Here is an 18,151-nt window from a genome sequence, read left to right as displayed (position 1 = left end):
TCTCAACAGCAGCGGAAGCCGCCGCCCCCTGCGCCGAACCGCCGGGCCTCGTGCAAGCGGAAGAAGGCGGTGCGGTCCATCGGCGGATCATCGGGATGGCGGCTGGCGGCATGGCGGACATAGGCGTCGTAGTCGGGCTGGCCGATCATCAGATTGGCCGTCCGCTGCGCCGTCTTGCCCCACGAGATCGCCACATCCCGGCAACGGCAGAAGAGGTCGTCACGCATGGGCCGCCTCAGGGATCTCGCGCACCGTCGGACCGTCGGCGCGCAGGGCCTTTAGGCAGGCGCCGACGCCGTACAGCGTCACGACCACCACCACGAACAGGAAGCCCGCCGTCAGCGCCGAATTGACATAATCGTTGACGATGACCCGGTGCATGTCAGCCGCCGTCTTGGCCGGACCCAGGACGCGATCGTCGCTCAGGGCCGCCTGGTACTGGCGCGCATGGGCCAGGAAGCCGACGCGAACGTCCGGATGAAACAGCTTCTGCAGACCCGCGGTCAGGGTGCAGATCAGCAGCCACACCGTCGGCACAGCGGTGACCCAGGCGTAGCGCTGTTGCTTCATCTTGAAGAGCACGACCGTCCCCAGGATCAGCGCCACCGCCGCCAGCATCTGGTTGGCGATGCCGAACAGCGGCCACAGGCTGTTGATGCCGCCCAGCGGATCGACCACGCCGGTGTAGAGGAAATAGCCCCAAAGACCGACCGTCAGGGCCGTGGCCGCGACATTGGCGGTCCAGGACTGGGTCTCGCGCATCTTCGGCACGGCCAGACCCAGCAGGTCCTGAACCATAAAGCGGCAAACGCGAGTGCCGGCGTCGACCGTTGTCAGGATGAACAGCGCCTCGAACAGGATGGCGAAGTGGTACCAGAAGGCCATCATCGCCTTGCCGCCGATCACCGATGACAGGATGTGAGCCATGCCCACCGCCAGGGTCGGCGCGCCGCCGGCCCGCGACAGGATGGAGTGCTCGCCGACGTCGCGGGCGATCTGCTCCAACTCTCCCGGCATGATGTGGAAGCCCCACTGGGCGACGGCGGCCGCAGCGCTGGCGGCGTCCTTGCCGATCACCGCGACCGGGCTGTTCATCGAGAAATAGACCGCCGGATCCAGCACCGTGGCGGCGATCAGGGCCATGACGGCCACGAAGCTCTCGCACAGCATGGCGCCGTAGCCGATCAGCGGGATCTGGCTCTCGTTCTCCAGCAGCTTGGGCGTGGTGCCCGAGGAGATCAGGGCGTGGAAGCCCGAAACCGCGCCACAGGCGATGGTGATGAACAGGAACGGGAACAGCGCGCCGGCGAACACCGGGCCCGTCCCATCGATGAACGGCGTCACGGCCGGCATCTGGATGTGCGGGCGAACGATCAGGATGCCGACCGCCAGGCCGGCGATCGCGCCGATCTTCAGGAAGGTCGACAGGTAATCTCGCGGGGCCAGCAGCAGCCACACCGGGATCACCGAGGCGACGAAGCCATAGGCCATCATCGCCACCGCCAGAGTCGGGCCCGTGAGGGTGAAGGCCGGACCCAAGGTCGGGTGCGTCGCCACATGGCCGCCGCCGATGATCGCCAGCACCAGCAGGACGACGCCGATCAGCGAAACCTCCCCTACCCGGCCCGGCCGCAGGTAGCGGGTGTAGAGGCCCATGAAGATGGCGATCGGGATGGTGGCGGCGACGGTGAACGCGCCCCAGGGGCTCTCGGCCAGCGCCTTGACCACCACCAGGGCCAGCACGGCCAGAATGATGACCATGATCATCAGCACGCCGATCTGGGCGATGACGCCGGGGATCGGGCCCATCTCGTTGCGGATCATGTCGCCCAGCGACTTGCCATCGCGACGGGTGGACATGAAGAGGACCATCATGTCCTGCACGGCGCCGGCGACCACCGCCCCGACCAGGATCCAGATCACGCCGGGCAGATAGCCCATCTGGGCGGCCAGCACCGGACCGACCAGCGGCCCCGCCCCGGCGATGGCGGCGAAGTGGTGACCAAACAGCACGTTGCGGGGCGTCGGCACATAGTCCAGGCCATCGTCGCGGCGCACCGCCGGCGTCGGCCGTAAGGCGTCCAGGCGCAGAACCTTGGTCGCGATGAAGCGGGCATAGAACCGATAGGCGACCACATAGGTGCAGAGCGCGGCGGTCACCAACCAGATGGCGTTGACGCTTTCGCCGCGATTGAGCGCGACGACGCCGAACGAGACCGCCCCGATCAGAGCCAGCGCCCCGAACACCAGATACGTCCTAGCCTTGCCCACGATCGCGGATCCTCCCGATGCGCGCCGGCCGCGACGCGCTCCGAAGGTTCTTAAAGAGTTTTGCCCGCTTCCGGGAAGGCGTGGCTTCAAAGTCACGGCCAGCAAATGAGCGTTTCTCAATATTGCAAATCAGTCGCAATCACAGCATACGGCGGCGACATTTGAATCCAGGCCGTTCCGAGGGCGTCATGACCAAGCAAGTTTCCCACACCCGCCTTCGGCTGGCTTGCCTCGCCGGCCTCAGCCTCGCGGCGCTCGCCCAGGCCGCCGCCGCCCAGACCCGCGGCCAGGAAAGCGATGTCGATCAGGTCGTGGTCACCGCCGCTCGCACCATCCTGCCGGCCAGCGCCCTGCCCCTGACCGTGGACGTCGTCGACAACGCCACCCTCAACCAACAGGTAGCGATCAGCGGCTCGATCATCGACGCCGTCTCGACCCTGTCGCCGTCGTTCTCGCCCACGCGCCAGAAGCTGTCGGGCGCGGGCGAGAGCCTGCGCGGCCGCTCGCCGCTGTACGCCATCAACGGCATCCCGCAGTCGACGCCGATCCGCGACGGCTCGCGCGACGGCTACACGATCGACGCCTTCTTCATCGACCGCGTGGAGCTGATCTACGGCTCCAACGCCCTGCAGGGCATCGGCGCCACCGGCGGCGTCGTCAACCAGGTGACGGTCGGCCCGCCCAAGCAGGACGGCGTCTCGGGCCGCACCCTCATCCAGGCCAGCGGCGGCGACGACCTGGGCGACTCGGTGGGCGGCAAGGTCGCCGGCCTGGTCGGCTGGCGCGGCGGTGCGTTCGACGCCACCGCCGGCGTCGCCTATGAGACCCGCGGCGCCTTCTATGACGGCAACGGCCGCCGCATCGGCATGGACACCGCCCAAGGCGACGTCCAGGACTCCAAGACCCTGTCGCTGTTCGCCCGCGTGGGCTGGCAGCTCAGCCCCAGCACCCGCCTGGACGTGGTCGGCAGCCGCTTCGAGCTGAAGGGCGACGGCGACTACATCACCGCCCCGGTCGCCGGGCGCACGCCGGCCAGCGCGATCCTGCCCACGGACGCCAACATCGCCGCGCGCCTGCCCACCACGTCCTTCCGCGGCGAGGTCCCCGGCGACCCGGCCGCCAACCGCGTCGAGACGCTGTCGGCGTCGCTGGTCAATGACGACCTCTACGGCGGCGTGCTGAACGCCCAGCTGTTCTTCAACCGCACGCGAGACACCTTCGGCGGCGACATCAGCGCCACCTTCCAGGACGCCAGCATCGCGCCGATCGGCACGCTGTTCGACCAGTCCGCCAACCGCTCGCGCAAGCTGGGCGCGCGGATGAGCTATGAGCGCGCCGTGCCGGGGATCGAGGGCTTGGTCGCCACCGCCGGCCTGGACGCCCTGACCGACACCACCGCCCAGTTGCTGACCGCCACGGGCCGCGCCTGGGTGCCCCCGACCAAGTTCCAGAGCCTGGCCCCGTTCATCCAGGGCAACTACGCCCTGCTGGACGGCAAGCTGCGCCTGGCCGGCGGCGTGCGCTTCGAGAACGTCAAGCTGAAGGTCGACGACTTCACCACCCTGGCCTCCTACGGCTCGCGCCAGGTCGGCGGCGGCTCGCCCGAATTCAAGGCCACCCTGGTCAATGGCGGCGTAGTGTTCGAGCCGGCCAAGGGCCTGCGCGCCTATGCCAGCTATGCCGAGGGCTACACGGTGCCAGACGTGGGCCGGATCCTGCGCGGCATCAACATCCCCAACCAGGACGTCGACACCTACGTGGCGATCGAGCCGATCGTGTCCAACAACCGCGAGATCGGCGCCGAGTTCAAGCGCGGCCCGTTCGACGCCAGCGTGGCCTACTTCTGGTCGAAGTCGAAGTACGGCCAGTTCCTGGTCCGCAACGCCAGCGGCATCTTCGACGTCCAGCGCCAGGGCGTGGCCATCGAGGGCCTTGAGGTCAATGTGCGGGCCCGCACGCCCGTGCCCGGCCTGGATGTCTCGACCGGCTATGCCCGTCTGCGCGGCCAGACCGACACCAACCGCGACGGCAAGATGGACACCGATCTGGACGGCGCCAACATCTCGCCCGACCGCCTGAACCTGGCCGCCGACTACCAGACCGGCAAGTGGGCCCTGCGCCTGCAGGTGCAGAAGTACATGTCGCGCAACATGCAGACCGCGACGGTGAAGGACGATTTCAACGGCTACACGGTCGCCGACGCCTTCGTGCGGTACGAACTGCCGGTCGGGGCGCTGTCGCTGGGCGTCCAGAACCTGCTGGACAAGCAGTACATCACCTACCACTCGGACACGACCTTGCCCGCGCGCGACAAGTTCTACGCCGGCCGCGGCCGCACCGCGACCCTGGGCTGGGAAACGCGCTTCTGATGAAGACCCTGCGCCTGCTGCACCGCTGGACGGGGGGCCTGATCGGCCTCCTGCTGGCGATCCTGGGCTTCACCGGCGCGCTGCTGGTGCACGAGGACGCCTTCCTGCGCGCCACCGTGCCCCATGCCGCCGACGCCCAGCGGCAGGACACCGCCAGCCTGGCGGCGGCGGCGACGCGGGTCTTCGCCGCGCAAGACCGTCCGCGCTCGATCGTGCTGGCGTCCGCCGACCAGGGGCTGCACAGGCTCAGCTACAAGGACAGCGAACGCGCCGCCTATACCGACCAGGACGGCGCGATCGTTATGGCCTGGACGTCCAAGTGGGCGCGGCCCGAGGTCTGGCTGCTCGACTTTCACCACCACCTGTTCGCCGGCGACACGGGCAAGACCATCGGCGGCATCGCGGGCCTGGCGGGTCTCGCCTTCGTCGTCACCGGCCTGATCCTGTGGTGGCCGACCCGGCGGATGTTCCACCTGCGCGCCTGGCCGCGGATGATGAAGCGGGCGGCGATCGTTCATCATCACCGCGACCTGGGCGTGCTGGTCGCGCCGCTGCTGATCATTTCCCTGACCACCGGCGCGACCATGGACCTGAAATGGTTCTCGCAAGCCTTGCGCGCGCCGTTCACCGCGCCGTCGGAGATGGCCAAGGCCTCGGCGGCGCCCAAGATCAAGGGCGGCAAGCCGGCCAAGAACCTGGACTGGGCCAAGATCATCGGCGCGGCCCAGGCCCGCTATCCCGGCGCCGAGGTGCGGATCATCACCCCACCGGCCAAGGCGGGCGGGCTGATCTCGATGCGCCTGCGCCAACAGGCAGAGTGGCTGCCCAATGGTCGGACCATGGCCTGGTTCGATCCCGCCGACGGCCGCATGGTCGCCACCCGCGACGCCCAGACCCTGCCCCTGGGCTCGCGGATCACCAACGCCGACTTCCCGCTGCATGCGGCCAAGGTCGGCGGCCTGCCCTATCGCCTGGTGATGACGGTGTCGGGCCTGGCCCTGACCCTGCTGGGCACGCTGGCCGTGGTGACCTTCTGGGGCAATCCCAGCGGCCTGCCCAAGCGCAAGAAGAAGGCGGCGACCAAGGGCAAATCAACACCCCTGCCCGCCGCCGGCAAGACGGCCTGAGGCTACTTGCTGGTCATCTCCGGATGCACCCGAAGCGCGTCGCCGACCCGGGGCTTTCCGGCCAGGCCGGCGATGCGCGGCAAGGCGGCGATCACCACGTCCAGCGAGACCTTGTTCAGCGCGCGGTAGATCGTGGTCAGGTCCTCGAACTTCCACTCTCCCAAGCCCTCGGCCGGGTTCGAGATCACCACCAGGCTGGCGTAGTTGATGCCGACCATACGGGCGTAGGACATCTCCGAGCCTACGTTCATGGTCACCATGTCGCCGCCGATCTGCTTGAAGAAGCGGATCTCGGCCGGGGTCTCGAAGCGGCCGCCAGCCGCCTGGATCACCACCCCGCCCTTGTGAACCTTGCGGGTCGCGTCGCCGGTCAGGCGCTTGCGGGTCTCGTCCAGCAGGATGTCGTCCAGCAGCGGATCGGTCGCCGGCACGTAGCGCGGCAGGATGGTCTCGCCAGCAGGGAAGATGCTCTTGGGCAGGCCGCGCGGGCGCGAGATATTGAAGTCGATGAAGTCGCTGGGCACGACGAAGTCGCCGGTCTTCATCTCGGGATTGATGCCGCCGGCCGTCGCGCCGCCGATCGCTTCCTTGACGCCCATCTTGTAGAGCGCCGTCCAGGTCTCGACCCAGCGGCCCTGACCGTGGCCGTGAACATAGTAGAAGTCGACGCCATTGGCTTTGCCGCAGACGATCTCGGGCGACTCGCCGACCGGCGTCTGGATGCGGAACTTCGCGCCGAGATAGCTGGAGTTCAGCAGCGCGTCGTTCAGATAGGTGCCGCCGATGACAGCGATCGTCGCCTTGCACGGCGGTGTCGCCACGACCTGGGCCGAGGCCGCCGAGGCCGCCGCCAACACGCTGGCCAAGCCGATGCCGGCGGCGAGCTTCAGGGCCAGACCGGCAAGGCGCCCGCGGGATGAGCGAACCGCGCCAACGCTTTCAGCATCGGCCGCCGATCGCAGGCCAGTAAGTAACAGCTTCATTATGCAAAACCCCACGCCATCGCGACACGGCTATGTGTCTAGCCACGAAGGCCGCCGCCCGTCGCCGAGACGCGCGCCTCTTCGCGGGCCAGCGGCGCATCTGCCGTGAATTGCCCTGTTATTGGCGTACCGGCGCCCTCCTCGGGGGCACGGTGAAGGATCGGGAATAGCCATGAGTGGTGAGACGGCGCCGGGCGCGCCAGCAAAGACGGCAGCGCTGGACCGTCATTTCGGGATCAGCGCGCGCGGCTCGACGGTGCGCACCGAGATCCTGGCCGGGGCGACGACCTTCATCGCCATGGCCTATATCATCATGGTCAACCCGGCGATCCTGTCGGACGCGGGCCTGCCGGTCGCCGCCGTGGCTGTGGCCACCTGCATCGCCGCCGGCTTCGCCACCCTGGCCATGGGCCTGGTGGCCAACGTGCCCCTAGCCCTGGCGCCCGGCATGGGTCTGAACGCCTACTTCACCTACACCGTCGTGCTGCAGATGGGCGTGCCCTGGCAGGTCGGCCTGGGCTGCGTCTTCCTGTCGGGCGTGATCTTCCTGCTGCTGACCGTGGCCGGCATTCGGCAGATGATCATCGCCGCCATTCCCGTGCACCTGTTCGCCGCCGTCGCCGGCGGCATCGGCCTGTTCATCGCCTTTATCGGCCTGAAGAACGCCGGCATCGTGGTCGCCAACCCGGCGACCTTCGTAGCCATCGGCGATCTCAAGCAGCCCGGCCCCGCCCTGGCCCTGCTCGGCCTTCTCGTCATCGCCGGCCTCAGCGCCTGGCGGGTGAAGGGCGCGCTGCTGATCGGCATCGTCGTCACCAGCATCGTGGCCTGGCTGTGCGGCCAGGTGCACTTCACGCCCCAGCCCTACAGCCTGACGGCCCTGACCGAGACGGCGTTCAAGCTGGACATCGCCGGGGCCCTGGGCTTCGGCGGCGGGCACGGCCTGGGCCTGATCGAGATCATCTTCGTCTTCCTGTTCGTCGACATCTTCGACAACATCGGCACCTTGGTGGCGGTGACCAAGCGCGCCGGCCTGGTCGACGCGGCCGGCAAGATCCCTGGCCTGAACAAGATCCTGACCACCGACTCGGTGGCCACCATGGTCGGCGCCATGGCCGGCACCAGCACCGTGACAAGCTATGTCGAAAGCGCCGCGGGCGTACAGGCCGGCGGTCGCACGGGTTTGGCCTCGGTGGTGACCGGCATCCTGTTCCTGCTGGCGGTGTTCGTCGCGCCCTACGCTCAGCTGGCCCCGGCGGCGGCCACCGCCCCGGCCCTGATCATCGTCGGCGGCCTGATGATGGCCCCGCTGGCCGAGGTCGACTGGGACGACGCCTATATGGCCGTGCCGGCGTTCCTGACGCTGATCATCATCCCCCTCACCTTCTCGATCGCCAACGGGCTGGCGTTCGGCATCACCGCCTTCGCGGCGCTGAAGATCGTGCGCGGCCAGGCCAAGCGCGGCGACTGGCTGCTGTTCGTGCTGGCCGGCCTGTTCGTGGCCCGCTTCGTCTGGATGGCGGCGGGCTGAGGCCCGCCGCCACTCAAAGCCCTACGGGGCAAGCTTCGGGACGATGGCCTTCATTTCGGCCTCGAAGCTGTCGAAGGCCCGCTCCAGGCGCCATTGATCGCGCGCCTTGGGGCTGGCCTTCAGCACCGCATCGCAGGGCGCGGTCGGCGTCGAAGCGTTCAGCCTGGCGCACGGGCCATCCCACAGGCTGGCGCCCTGCAGGAACGAGTAGGTCAGGCTGTTGCGCGACATCTGCTTGAGCTGGCCGTAGCTGACGCCCTGCTCCAGGACGGCGCGCATGTACTCGTGCGTCAGGTCGCTGCGCGAGACGCCCAGATCATCGGTCGACAGGGTCACCGGCACGCCGGCCGCCATGTACAGCGGCAGCGGATGGTCCTTGCCCTTCACGCCCAGGATGACGTCGTTGCTGGTCAGGTTGATCTCGACGGCGATCTTGTCCTTGGCCATGCGCGCCAGCAGTTTGTCGGCGTCGTCCTCGTAGGCGACCGCCACGCCGTGACCGATGCGCTTGGCGCCGGCGATCTCGACCGCTTCGGTGATGTGGAAGCGCAGATCGCGCGGCGGGGTCAGGCCCATGGCCAGCTCGCCTGCGTGCAAGGTCAGGGGCACGTCCGGATAGAGCGTCTTGAAGAAGGCGAACAGGCGCATATGCAGACGGTAGTCGCGCACCGACACCGGACCGTCCTCGGGCTCCAGGATGTTGATGCCGACATAGCGCGGATCGGCCTTCACCAGGGCGAACGCGGCGGCCATCTGGCCGAACACCACCTCGGGCGGGCGCTGGCGCGAAATCGACAGCAGATAGCGCAGGGTGACGTCACAAGCGGCCTCCGGTTTGGCCGTGCCGCAGCGATTGAGAGCGGCGATGGCCTTGTCGTTGGCGTCGGCGCCGACGGTCGCGGCCGGCGTAGCCTTGGCGATCACCGGCTTCAGCTGGTCCAGGCGCGCCTGCAGGATCTTCGCATCCAGGCGCTGAGGCGGCGAGCCGTCGCTCGTCTGGACCCATGGGTCGGTCCACGGGATCGCGGCCGACGCTTCGATCACCGCGCGCGAGGCGCTCGAGCCGGCCATCAGCTCCAGATAAAGAGTGTTGTCGAGCGCGGCCTGGCGCAGGGCCTCGGCCTGGATGCGCACGCCCTTGTCTTCGCCCCCGCCCCGGCCCGAACGGCCAAAGGTGCGGAAGAACCGGCGGTGGCCGGAGATTTCCGGCTCGCCCACGCCTTGCTCGAACCGACGCGTGGAGAGCGCGTCGACAATGTCGCTGTAGAGGTCGGGGTCGCGTTCAGGCAGGCCCTTCAGCACCACCAGATCGGCGTTGCCGTCGGCGCCGCAAGGCGCGGCGACCAGGGATTGGGTCGTCTTGGAGAAGCAGCCGCCCGCCGCCGCGGACCAGGCGATGAAGTCCTCGGCATAGGTGCCGCCGCCCGCGTGGTTATGCAGGTCCGCGCCCTTGGGCAGCTTGGTCAGCAGGAGGCGCAGCAGCGGCGGCGAAGCCGCGGCCTTGGCGAAGACCGCGTCCAGCGCGGGATCCGGCGCCGTCTGGGCCAAGGCCGGCGCGCCCGACGCCAGGCAGGTCGCGGCGAACAGCGCCGCCAGAGTGATCTTGTGTGCGTCCATCTTCGATGCAGACGTCATGCGCTTCCCCCATATGAAAACGGCCTCGGCGCGAACGCCGAGGCCGTTGCTTAAGCTATACCAATCAGAACTCGAAGCGAGCGCCCAGACGCATCCGCCAGACGCCCAGTTGAGCGTTGGCCTGCAGGGTCGGGGCCGTGAAGGCGGTGTAGGAGTACTGGTTGCAGTTGCTGCCGACCTGCTGAGCGCAGGCGACGTTCACCACCGAGGTCAGCGGGTTGTAGGTCCGGTACGAACCCCAGTCGCTGTTGATCAGGTTGAGGACGTTTTCGACATCGCCGAACAGCTTGAAGCGAGCCGAGGGCAGCAGCGGCACCGGCAGTTCCTGTTCGATGTGCAGATCGACCTTGAAGTAGTCCGGCGACTTTTCGGTGTTCTTGCCGATCACGCCCTGGGCCAGATCGTTGCCCTGCACGAAGGCGCGGAAGGCCTCGTACACCGCGGTCGACGCATAGGTGACCTTGGAGTCGGCGGTCATGCTGGAGACGTCCGGCACATACAGCAGGTAGCGGTTGGTGCCGCCGGTCGTGCCGAACAGGGTCGAGCGGCTGTTGGACGCCGTGGTGTTCATCGTCAGGCTGTAGGGCGAACCCGAGCGCAGCTCGCCGAACAGGTTGAAGCTGGTCTTGTAGTCGCCGAAGAACGCGTGGCTGTAGTCGATATTGAACTTCCAGTTGTCGCGCACTTCATAGCTCGACCGGCCGTAGGCGGGATTGTTCGGGTCGAACATCGGCTGGCCGCCATAGGTGCCGCTGGCGGTCGAACCGCCCGAGGCGTAGCTGCCCATGTCCGACAGGGACTTCACGTCCGAGTAGGTGTAGCTGATGCCGGTATCCAGGCCGAAGTCGAACGACTTGCTGGCGCGGGCGACAGCGATCAGCGACTTGCCCCTGTCGGTGTACTTCATGGCCAGGTCGCTGTTGGCCGTGTTGGTGTAGGTGTCGGCATAGATCGGACGACCGTCCGGGGCCGTGCCGACCTGGGTCAGGCGCTGATCGATGTAGTAGGCCGCGCTGTCGGTCTGGCCGTAGAACAGGTCAGCCCCGAAGCGCCAGCCGTCGCCGAGGCGCTCACCAAAGTCGGCCATGTAGTCGAGCGACAGATTGGCCTTCCACTGCGCCGGCAGCTTGAAGGTCGGCGACATGAACGAGGTCGGCGACGCAGCCAGGGCCGCGGTGTTGGTTTGCAGATAGCTCAGAACGAGCGGGTCGATCTTGTTGCCCTGGACGTTGTTCAGCGCCGCGTTGCAGATCGCCGCGGCATTGGCCACGGTGGCCGGAATGGTGCAGCCGGTGCCGCCGACCGCGCGACCGACGGTGATGGTGTTGGTGAACACCCCGGCCGCCGAGAAGCTGTTGCCGACGAAGACGTCCGGCGAGCCGCCGTTGAACAGGCCCAGGCCACTGCGAACCGTCAGACGGTCGGTCGGGCGCCAGGTCAGGCCCACGCGCGGCTGGACCACCAGGTTGCCGTCGATATTGGCGTTGTTGGCAAAGCCGTAGCGGTTGACGAACGACTGCTTCAGCGGCGCCTGGTCGTCCATCTTGTAGCCGTCGAAGCGGACGCCGGCTGTGACGTTCAGCTCCGGCGAGATGTCGTAGCTATCCTGCAGACCGAAGGTGATCTGGTCGTAGTTGAAGCTGGCGCTGACATCCGCGAGCGAGCCGGTGATCGAGTACTGATAGAGCAGCTGGCCCGCCTGGCGCGCCTGGAAGTCGGCGACGGAGTCGAAGTAGTAGGTGCCCAGCGAATTGGCCACGAAGGTGTTGGTGATCTTCAGCTTGCTGTACGCCGCGTGCAGCTTGAAGGCGTGGTCGCCGAGATTGTAGCGGGCGACGAACTCGGCGCCGTACTGCTTCTGGCCGACGATGTCGGCGTGGCTGAAGGCCTCCGTGCCGAACACCAGGCGCGGCGTTCCGGTCTGAGTGCACTGGTTCAGCGAGCCGACCGAGGTCGGATCCAGACAGACGGTGATGTCGCTGTAGCCCGGCGAGCCGAACGAGATCGGGGCTTTCATCGAGTCGCGATAATTGACCCGCAGTTCGGTGCTGAAGGCGTTCGACCAGGTCGAGTTCAGCTGCAGCGCGTGGGTCTCGACCCGCTCGGGTTCGTGGGTGGCGTAGGACGCCAGGCCCAGGCCCGGCGACGTGATCGACGAGCTGCCGCCGCTGAGCGCGACCGTCTCGCCCTTGTTCTGGATGGTCGAGTACGACAGGCGGTGATTGTCGTTGATGTTCCAGTCGAGCTTCAGCGTCCACTTCTTGTCCATTTCAGGACGGCTGGTGGCCACGCCCAGCGTGTCGTAGCCGTAGACGCTCTTGGCGATCGAGCTGACCTGGTCGATCTGGGACTGGGTCAGGTTGGGCACGGCGTTGCCGGTGCCGGGCGCGCCGAACACCGCAGGGACCGTCTCGTTCAGCTTCTCGTAGGCGAACGCGAAGAACAGCTTGTCCTTGATGATCGGGCCCGAGATGAAGCCGTTATAGGTCTTCGACGTCATCTCCTGCGAGAAGGAACTGCCCTTCGACTTGGTCCCCATCAGGCTGTCGTCGGAATAGGTGTAGCCGGCGGCGCCGGTGAACTTGTTGCCGCCCGAGCGCAGGACGACGTTGATCGAACCGCCCTGGAAGTCGCCTTCCGAGATGTCGTAGGGCGCGATCTTGACCGACAACTGCTCGACGGCGTCCAGCGGGATCGGGCCCCGGGCGCTGGGCAGGCCGCCCTGGTTCAGGCCGAAGTTGTCCGAGAAGCGCACGCCATCGACCGAGAAGCGGTTGGTGCGGCCGTTCTGACCGGCGATCGAGACGCCACGCGTGCTGGGGTTGAACGAAGCGAACGGGTCGCGGCGGGCAATGTCGCGGATGTCGCGCGAAACCGAGGCGACGCTGGCGATGCTGTCGCGGTCGAACACCGAAACCATCGGACCTGAGCGCTCGGCGCGGCTGGCTGTGACCACCAGCTCGTCGACCTGGCTTTCGCCGATGGCGATCGGCAGGTTGTAGGGTTGGCCGACCGTCAGGAAGAGGTTTTGCGAGGTCACCGGCGCAAAGCCGGGCGCGGTCACCGTAACCGTGTACGGACCACCGGGACGCAGACCGGTCAGGTTGAAGGCGCCGGCGCTGTTGGTGGTGGCGCTGGCGGTCGTGCCGGACGGCTCGTGCACCGCGCTGATGCTGGCGCCGACGGCGGACGCGCCGGCCGCGCTGACCGAGCCGCGGATCGAGGAAGTCGTTTCTTGAGCGACCACCGCCGTCGCGGTGGCTGACAGGGCAAGCGCAATGGCGCTTGCAGCATATAGGTGTCGCATCTGGGTCCCCTGGATGGTGGTGCGCCTGCGGTCCCCCCGAGCCACACCGAACTGAAGCCGTTACGCCTACTGCGCCCCAGGCTGCGTCCACGCGCGACGAGGCGCGCGGCAAGCCACGAGGTCAGAGTCTCCGGTTGCTTCCCCCAACGGTCGGGACGCCGTTGCGCGTCCTCGCGGCTGAACCGGCGTGAAGGCCGGTCCGCCGTTTCAGGTCTTCACTTCCCGGCGCCGGGAATCTTGTCGCGATAGACGGCCCAGTTGCCCGAGAGCTCGTTGACCACCTTGCCGGCCACCACATGGGCGGCGTAGGCGGCGGCGTCGCCGACCCCGGCATAGGGACGGTTCATGCTGTCGACCGGGCTCTCGCCTGGGGCCTGCTGCGAATAGTTGCTGGCCGTGCGCAACACGACCAGGCGGTCGTAGTCGGCCTTGCCGACGGCCGTCAGACGACGCAGGGCGTTGGCTACGCCGGTGTCTTCCATGGCGGTCATGATGAACCGGCTCTTGCCGCCGCTGTAGTCGGTGGTGAGCTTGGCGTAGCGCTTGGTCAGCATCGCGCCGTGCCAGTAGGCCTGGGCCGAGATTTCATCGCCGGTCAGCACGAACGGCGGCTTGGAGCCGTTCGGGAAGCTTGAAAACGGCGCGCGGGCGGTCTTCAGCGCCTCGGTGTCCGGCAGCGGCGTGTCCTTGGTCAGGTTGAACGCCCAGTCGCGGAGGCCGATGTTGAGCGGATAGTAGACGCTGCTGGGCCGGTCGGCGCGCGGCGGCTCGAACGGCGGATAGCCGCCCACCCATTCCGGCGGCGCTTCGCGCGGATCGACCCACTTGCCGAAGTCGACGTCGATCACGTTGCCGATCCACGCGGCCGAGCCGGGCGAAGCCTCGTCCGGGTTTACCCCGGCGATAGCGGCGATGACCCAGTAGGCCTTGGAGAGGTCGAAACGCGGGTCCGCGCCCAAAGCGAAGGTGGTGATGGCGGCGTGGTTGGTGCCCACGCCCGTGCGCAGGATCAGGACGCCCTTGGCCGGATCATAGCCCAACGGCGCGACGCCATTGGGGAAATCCAGCTTCTGCGGCGCCTGCGCCATCCAGGCCTTGTCTTCCAGGGCGTAGGCCGTGACGACCACGACGCGGATCGGAATGGGCGCTGCCGCCGTGGCGGGCGCAGGCGCAGGAGCGGCCGGGGCCTGTGCGAGCGCGGACGTCGCCGCGACTCCCGCGAACGCCGCAGCCAGCAACGACCGGCGCGTCCAGGCGGACAGGTTCAACATGCTCACTCACTCCCCTACTCGGCCGCGTGAACACTCACGAGCGCGGCCCCCCGGACGTCGCAATGGCGTGTCCTGATGGGATGCAAAGGCTTCGACCGAAGCAGGGTCAAGCAAGCAGGGAAGTGAAATAAACTCTTACTTCGTGGTGACCTTGGACTGGGCAGGCGGCGCCTGCGCCTGCTGCATACAGCGGCGTCCCGGAGCGACGCCCGCAGAAGAATCAGACTCGCCTCAACACCAAGCCTGGAAACGTTCTACAACCCCTGGATGGATCGGACGGCCGCGGTGCGAGGGGGAGATACGCCGCGGCCGCCCTCGCCGTCAGAACCTCATCGAGGCGCCCAGATAGAAGCGCATGCCCAGCGCGTCATAGGTGGTCGGATAGGTGTTGGCCCGCGGGTTGGCGACGATCGGCGGATCGCTGTTCAGCAGGTTGTCGATCCCGCCCGACAGGCGCAGGGCCTTGCTGACGTCCCAGGCGCCCGACAGGTCGAGATAGCCGCGCGCCTTGAGCACCGGGTTGGTCAGGTCGGCCAGGTCCGGCGTCGGCAGGCCCGAGCGGCTGGGCAGCACGTAGGTGTCGACCGTGACCTTGCCGATGTAGCGACCGCGCAGGCTGAGGGTCAGCGGGCCGCTGCTCCAGGTCAGGCGGGTGACGCCCTTCAGGCGCGGGACCGGCTCGCCGCAGGTGGTGCCATAGGCGCCGGCGCAGTTGTTCTGCACGTTCGGGAAGGCCTGCACCGGGGTCGAGACCAGCTCCTTGGTCCAGGTCCAGTTACTGGCCACCTCGAAGCGGCTCGCGCCGTCGAAGCCCCAGTCCATGCCGAAACGATAGCGAGCCGCGAAATCGACGCCAGAGGTCTTCAGTGCGCCCGTGTTGGCCGAGCGGATCTGCACGTAATAGGGATTGCTGATCTCGCCCGTCAGCGGGTTGCGGGCGATGGCCTGGCAGAACTCGCTGCTCTGGTTCTGCACGATGTTGTAGCAGAGGTTCAGGGTGTTGTTCAGGCCGCCGCCCAGGGGCGCGATGGCGCCCTTCAGCTCGATATCGAAATAGTCGACGCTGACCGCCAGGTTTGGAACGATGCGCGGCGTCAGCACCACGCCGAAGGTCTTGGTGTCGGACTCCTCGACGCCGACCTGATCGCTGCCGCCATAGACGGCGGTGATGGTCTCGTTGGGCTGAACGCCGGCGCCAAACACCTGACCTTCCGGCACGCCCATGGCAATGCAGAGCGCGCGGACGGCGGCGGTGCGGGCCGCGACCGGCTGACGGTTCGAGCACGGGTCGACGGCGGCGCTGCTGCTGGTCGACAGACCGGCATAGAGCTCACCGACATTGGGGGCGCGGACGGCGCGCTGGAACTGGCCGCGCAGGGCGACGTCCGGGTTCACGCGCCACTCCAGGCCGCCCAGATAGGTCCAGACCCCGCCGATGCCCTTCAGGCTATAGTCCGAATAGCGAAAAGCGGCGTTGGCGGTCAGGTTCTGGACCAGCGGCAGATCGGCCAACAGCGGGGCGCGCACCTCGCCGTAGATCTCCTTGGCGGTGATCGAGCCGCTGGACGGCAGGCCGGGATTGAAGCCCACGACGTCGCCGTTCACCAGGTTGGCGTCGGGCGAGACGCCGGCGAACGACTTGCGCCACTCCGCGCCCAGCGAGAAGCCGACCGGGCCGGCCGGCAGGCGGAAGGCCTCGCCCGACAGGTTGGCGGCGGCCACCTGCTGGCGGGTTTCGACCTCGTTGGTGGTCGAGGCGATGATGATCGAGTCGACGCCCGCCTGGGACAGGTTCTGGCCGAAGATGTTCAGCAGCGGCGCGGCGCCATTGGCCGACAGCAGGCCCGCCTGGAAGCGGCTGCGCGAGACGTTGCCGGCTTGGGTGTCGGTCTGCTGGGTGTCGGCGTAGCTGTAATAGAGGTCGTAGGACAGGTTGGTCAGGAACGAGGTCGAGGCGTCGGGCAGGTCGCCCTTCACGCCGACCACGCCGCGAAAGACGTCGCGCTTGGTCATGTTGCGACGCACGCCGACTTCCAGCAGGCGACGGGCGATGCTCAGGGCCGCCAGGCCGTCGCCCGGACGGTTGACCATCGAGGTCGGGCCGGTGACCACAGTGGTTGCGCTCGTCTCCTTCAGATCAAGCTGACGAAGGACCTCGCGCATCTCCGACGACAGGTTGGGGTTGTTGATGTTGAACAGGAACGGACCGCTGATGCTGGACGGGGCCAGCTGCTGGTCGACCTTGTTGCGGCTGAAATGGACCTCGCCATAGACCGTCGCGCGATCGTTCAGGTCGTAGTGGGCGAAGGAATTGAACATCACCCGCTGCTGCGGGACGATCAGGTAGTTGTCGGGCTGCAGGTTGTAGTCGTCCTGCGGCGTCAGCGCCGGGCGGACGGTGCTGCCCGCGTCGTTGAAGGTGAAGCCGCGCGAGCCCAGCCCGCCCAGGCCCGCCGCCGTCAGGGCCGCGTTCAGCGCCGCGTTCGAGGCCGTCGAGCCGGGCAGCGGCACGCCGGTGAAGCGGCCGTTGGGGATGTCGCCGCTGCCGCTGGCGATCAGGCCCGGCAGGCCGCCGGCCGCGCGACAATTGGAGCCGGCCGGAACGGTCATGGGCGTGCCCACCCCGTTCTTGCGCCAGCTGGCGGCGGTGACGCAGCCATTAACCATCCACTGCGGAGCGAAGTCGCCGCGCTCGGCCCGGGTCATGGCGCCGCGATCCAGATAGTTCAGCGAGGCGATGACCTGCCCGCGGCCGTCGGCGAACTTGCGGCCGCCCGAGAGGTCGACATTGTAGGTCGGGGTGCGGGTCGGGCTGTCAAAGCTGGCCTGGGCGTTCAGCTCGATCCCGTCGATGTCGTCGCGGGTGATGAAGTTGACCACGCCGGTGATCGCATCAGAACCATAGACGGCCGACGACCCGCCGGTGACGATCTCGGTCCGCTTGATCAGCGACGACGGGATCGTGTTGATGTCGGTGACCAGTTCGGGCCCGTTGACCGTGAAGCGGCGGCCGTTGACCAGCACCAGGTTCCGCGACGCGCCAAAGCCGCGCAGGTTCAAGTCGGCCGAACCGCCGGGCACCACATTGCCATAGGCGCCGCCATTGGTAGACGGCACGAACTGCGGCGAGTCGTTCAGCAGCTCCTCGACATTGGTCGTGCCGGAGATGCGAAAGTCCTCGGCGCTAAGCACGCTGACCGGGGTTGAGGCGTCAAAGCCGGTGCGGGCGATGCGCGAGCCGGTGACGACCACGGTCTCGACCATCTCGGGCTCGGCGGAGGCGGTGCGGATCACGCCCTCTTCGGCCACGACGGCGAAGGTGCGGGCGTCGATCATCCGCGTGGTCAGGCCAGCGCCAGCCAGCAGGCGCTGAAGGCCGGACTGTACAGTGAAGGTCCCGGTGACGGCGTTCGTCCGGCGGCCTTCGGCGTCGCGGGCCGAGATGATCAGCTGGATGTCGGCCTGCTTGGCGAAGGCGGCGACGCCCGACGCGGCGGGCTGGGCCGGCACGTCGAAGCGAACGTCCTGCGCGAGGGCGGGCGTCGCCGCCATGAAGGCGACGATGGCGACCGGCGCAACGCCAGCCATGAAGAACGATTTCACGAAGAGATCCCCTGTTGGTCGGCGCCGTCCGTCCAGGCGCCTGACCCAAGGATG

General features: G+C 67.7%; 10 protein-coding genes. 3 read left to right on the top strand and 7 right to left on the bottom strand.

Features of this window, described 5'->3' with window-relative positions; genetic code table 11:
* Window positions 1-2: 2 nt before the first annotated feature.
* Window positions 3-227 carry a CstA-like transporter-associated (seleno)protein gene (locus E1H18_RS22430; RefSeq protein WP_172273022.1) on the bottom strand — a complete coding sequence of 75 codons (225 nt, stop codon included), beginning with the start codon at window positions 225-227 and terminating at the stop codon, window positions 3-5.
* The gene (locus E1H18_RS22425) at window positions 220-2,271 is read right to left on the bottom strand and encodes a carbon starvation CstA family protein (RefSeq protein WP_172273019.1); all 2,052 of its coding nucleotides are present in this window, start codon (window positions 2,269-2,271) and stop codon (window positions 220-222) included. The genes E1H18_RS22430 and E1H18_RS22425 overlap by 8 nt, the downstream gene beginning before the upstream one ends.
* 188 nt (window positions 2,272-2,459) lie before the next feature.
* On the opposite strand from E1H18_RS22425, the gene E1H18_RS22420 reads away from it, so the two are divergent.
* Together E1H18_RS22420 and E1H18_RS22415 are read left to right on the top strand one after the other, a co-directional pair.
* Window positions 2,460-4,640, top strand: a complete 2,181-nt coding sequence (locus tag E1H18_RS22420; protein ID WP_172273016.1) for a TonB-dependent receptor — start codon at window positions 2,460-2,462, stop codon at window positions 4,638-4,640.
* On the top strand, window positions 4,640-5,767 hold the full coding sequence (locus tag E1H18_RS22415) for a PepSY domain-containing protein (RefSeq protein WP_172273013.1): 1,128 nt from the start codon (window positions 4,640-4,642) through the stop codon (window positions 5,765-5,767). Before E1H18_RS22420 ends, E1H18_RS22415 begins: the two co-directional genes overlap by 1 nt.
* Window positions 5,768-5,769: 2 nt before the next feature.
* Here the strand turns inward: E1H18_RS22415 and E1H18_RS22410 are convergent, their stop codons facing one another.
* On the bottom strand, window positions 5,770-6,750 hold the full coding sequence (locus E1H18_RS22410; RefSeq protein ID WP_172273010.1) for a hypothetical protein: 981 nt from the start codon (window positions 6,748-6,750) through the stop codon (window positions 5,770-5,772).
* A 172-nt stretch (window positions 6,751-6,922) separates the two neighbouring features.
* Between E1H18_RS22410 and E1H18_RS22405 the strand changes: the two genes are divergently transcribed.
* Window positions 6,923-8,281, top strand: coding sequence for an NCS2 family permease (locus tag E1H18_RS22405; RefSeq protein ID WP_172273007.1), 1,359 nt, complete (start codon window positions 6,923-6,925; stop codon window positions 8,279-8,281).
* A gap of 21 nt (window positions 8,282-8,302) precedes the next feature.
* On the opposite strand, the gene E1H18_RS22400 is transcribed toward E1H18_RS22405, so the two are convergent.
* From E1H18_RS22400 to E1H18_RS22385, 4 genes are all read right to left on the bottom strand, one after another.
* Window positions 8,303-9,916 (bottom strand): adenosine deaminase, encoded by a 1,614-nt coding sequence (locus E1H18_RS22400; protein WP_241736155.1) that lies wholly within the window; start codon window positions 9,914-9,916, stop codon window positions 8,303-8,305.
* Window positions 9,917-9,980: 64 nt separating this feature from the next.
* Entirely contained in the window at window positions 9,981-13,223 is a 3,243-nt protein-coding gene (locus tag E1H18_RS22395; protein ID WP_172273004.1) for a TonB-dependent receptor, read from the bottom strand.
* Between the two features lie 215 nt (window positions 13,224-13,438).
* Window positions 13,439-14,494 (bottom strand): purine nucleoside permease, encoded by a 1,056-nt coding sequence (locus E1H18_RS22390; RefSeq protein WP_172273001.1) that lies wholly within the window; start codon window positions 14,492-14,494, stop codon window positions 13,439-13,441.
* A gap of 321 nt (window positions 14,495-14,815) precedes the next feature.
* On the bottom strand, window positions 14,816-18,097 hold the full coding sequence (locus E1H18_RS22385; protein WP_370526576.1) for a TonB-dependent receptor: 3,282 nt from the start codon (window positions 18,095-18,097) through the stop codon (window positions 14,816-14,818).
* Window positions 18,098-18,151: the final 54 nt, after the last annotated feature.

This window comes from Caulobacter sp. RHG1, from assembly GCF_013181195.1.
In the GTDB taxonomy this organism is placed as follows: Bacteria; Pseudomonadota; Alphaproteobacteria; order Caulobacterales; family Caulobacteraceae; genus Caulobacter.
This window is presented reverse-complemented; position numbering and strand designations above follow the sequence as displayed.

Bases quoted from the DNA above. Each gene is read 5' to 3' on its own strand.
- E1H18_RS22430 (WP_172273022.1), bottom strand. From the start codon at position 227: ATGCGTGACGACCTCTTCTGCCGTTGCCGGGATGTGGCGATCTCGTGG.
- E1H18_RS22420 (WP_172273016.1), top strand. From the start codon at position 2,460: ATGACCAAGCAAGTTTCCCACACCCGCCTTCGGCTGGCTTGCCTCGCC.
- E1H18_RS22415 (WP_172273013.1), top strand. From the start codon at position 4,640: ATGAAGACCCTGCGCCTGCTGCACCGCTGGACGGGGGGCCTGATCGGC.
- E1H18_RS22410 (WP_172273010.1), bottom strand. From the start codon at position 6,750: ATGAAGCTGTTACTTACTGGCCTGCGATCGGCGGCCGATGCTGAAAGC.
- E1H18_RS22405 (WP_172273007.1), top strand. From the start codon at position 6,923: ATGAGTGGTGAGACGGCGCCGGGCGCGCCAGCAAAGACGGCAGCGCTG.
- E1H18_RS22400 (WP_241736155.1), bottom strand. From the start codon at position 9,916: ATGACGTCTGCATCGAAGATGGACGCACACAAGATCACTCTGGCGGCG.
- E1H18_RS22395 (WP_172273004.1), bottom strand. From the start codon at position 13,223: ATGCGACACCTATATGCTGCAAGCGCCATTGCGCTTGCCCTGTCAGCC.
- E1H18_RS22390 (WP_172273001.1), bottom strand. From the start codon at position 14,494: ATGTTGAACCTGTCCGCCTGGACGCGCCGGTCGTTGCTGGCTGCGGCG.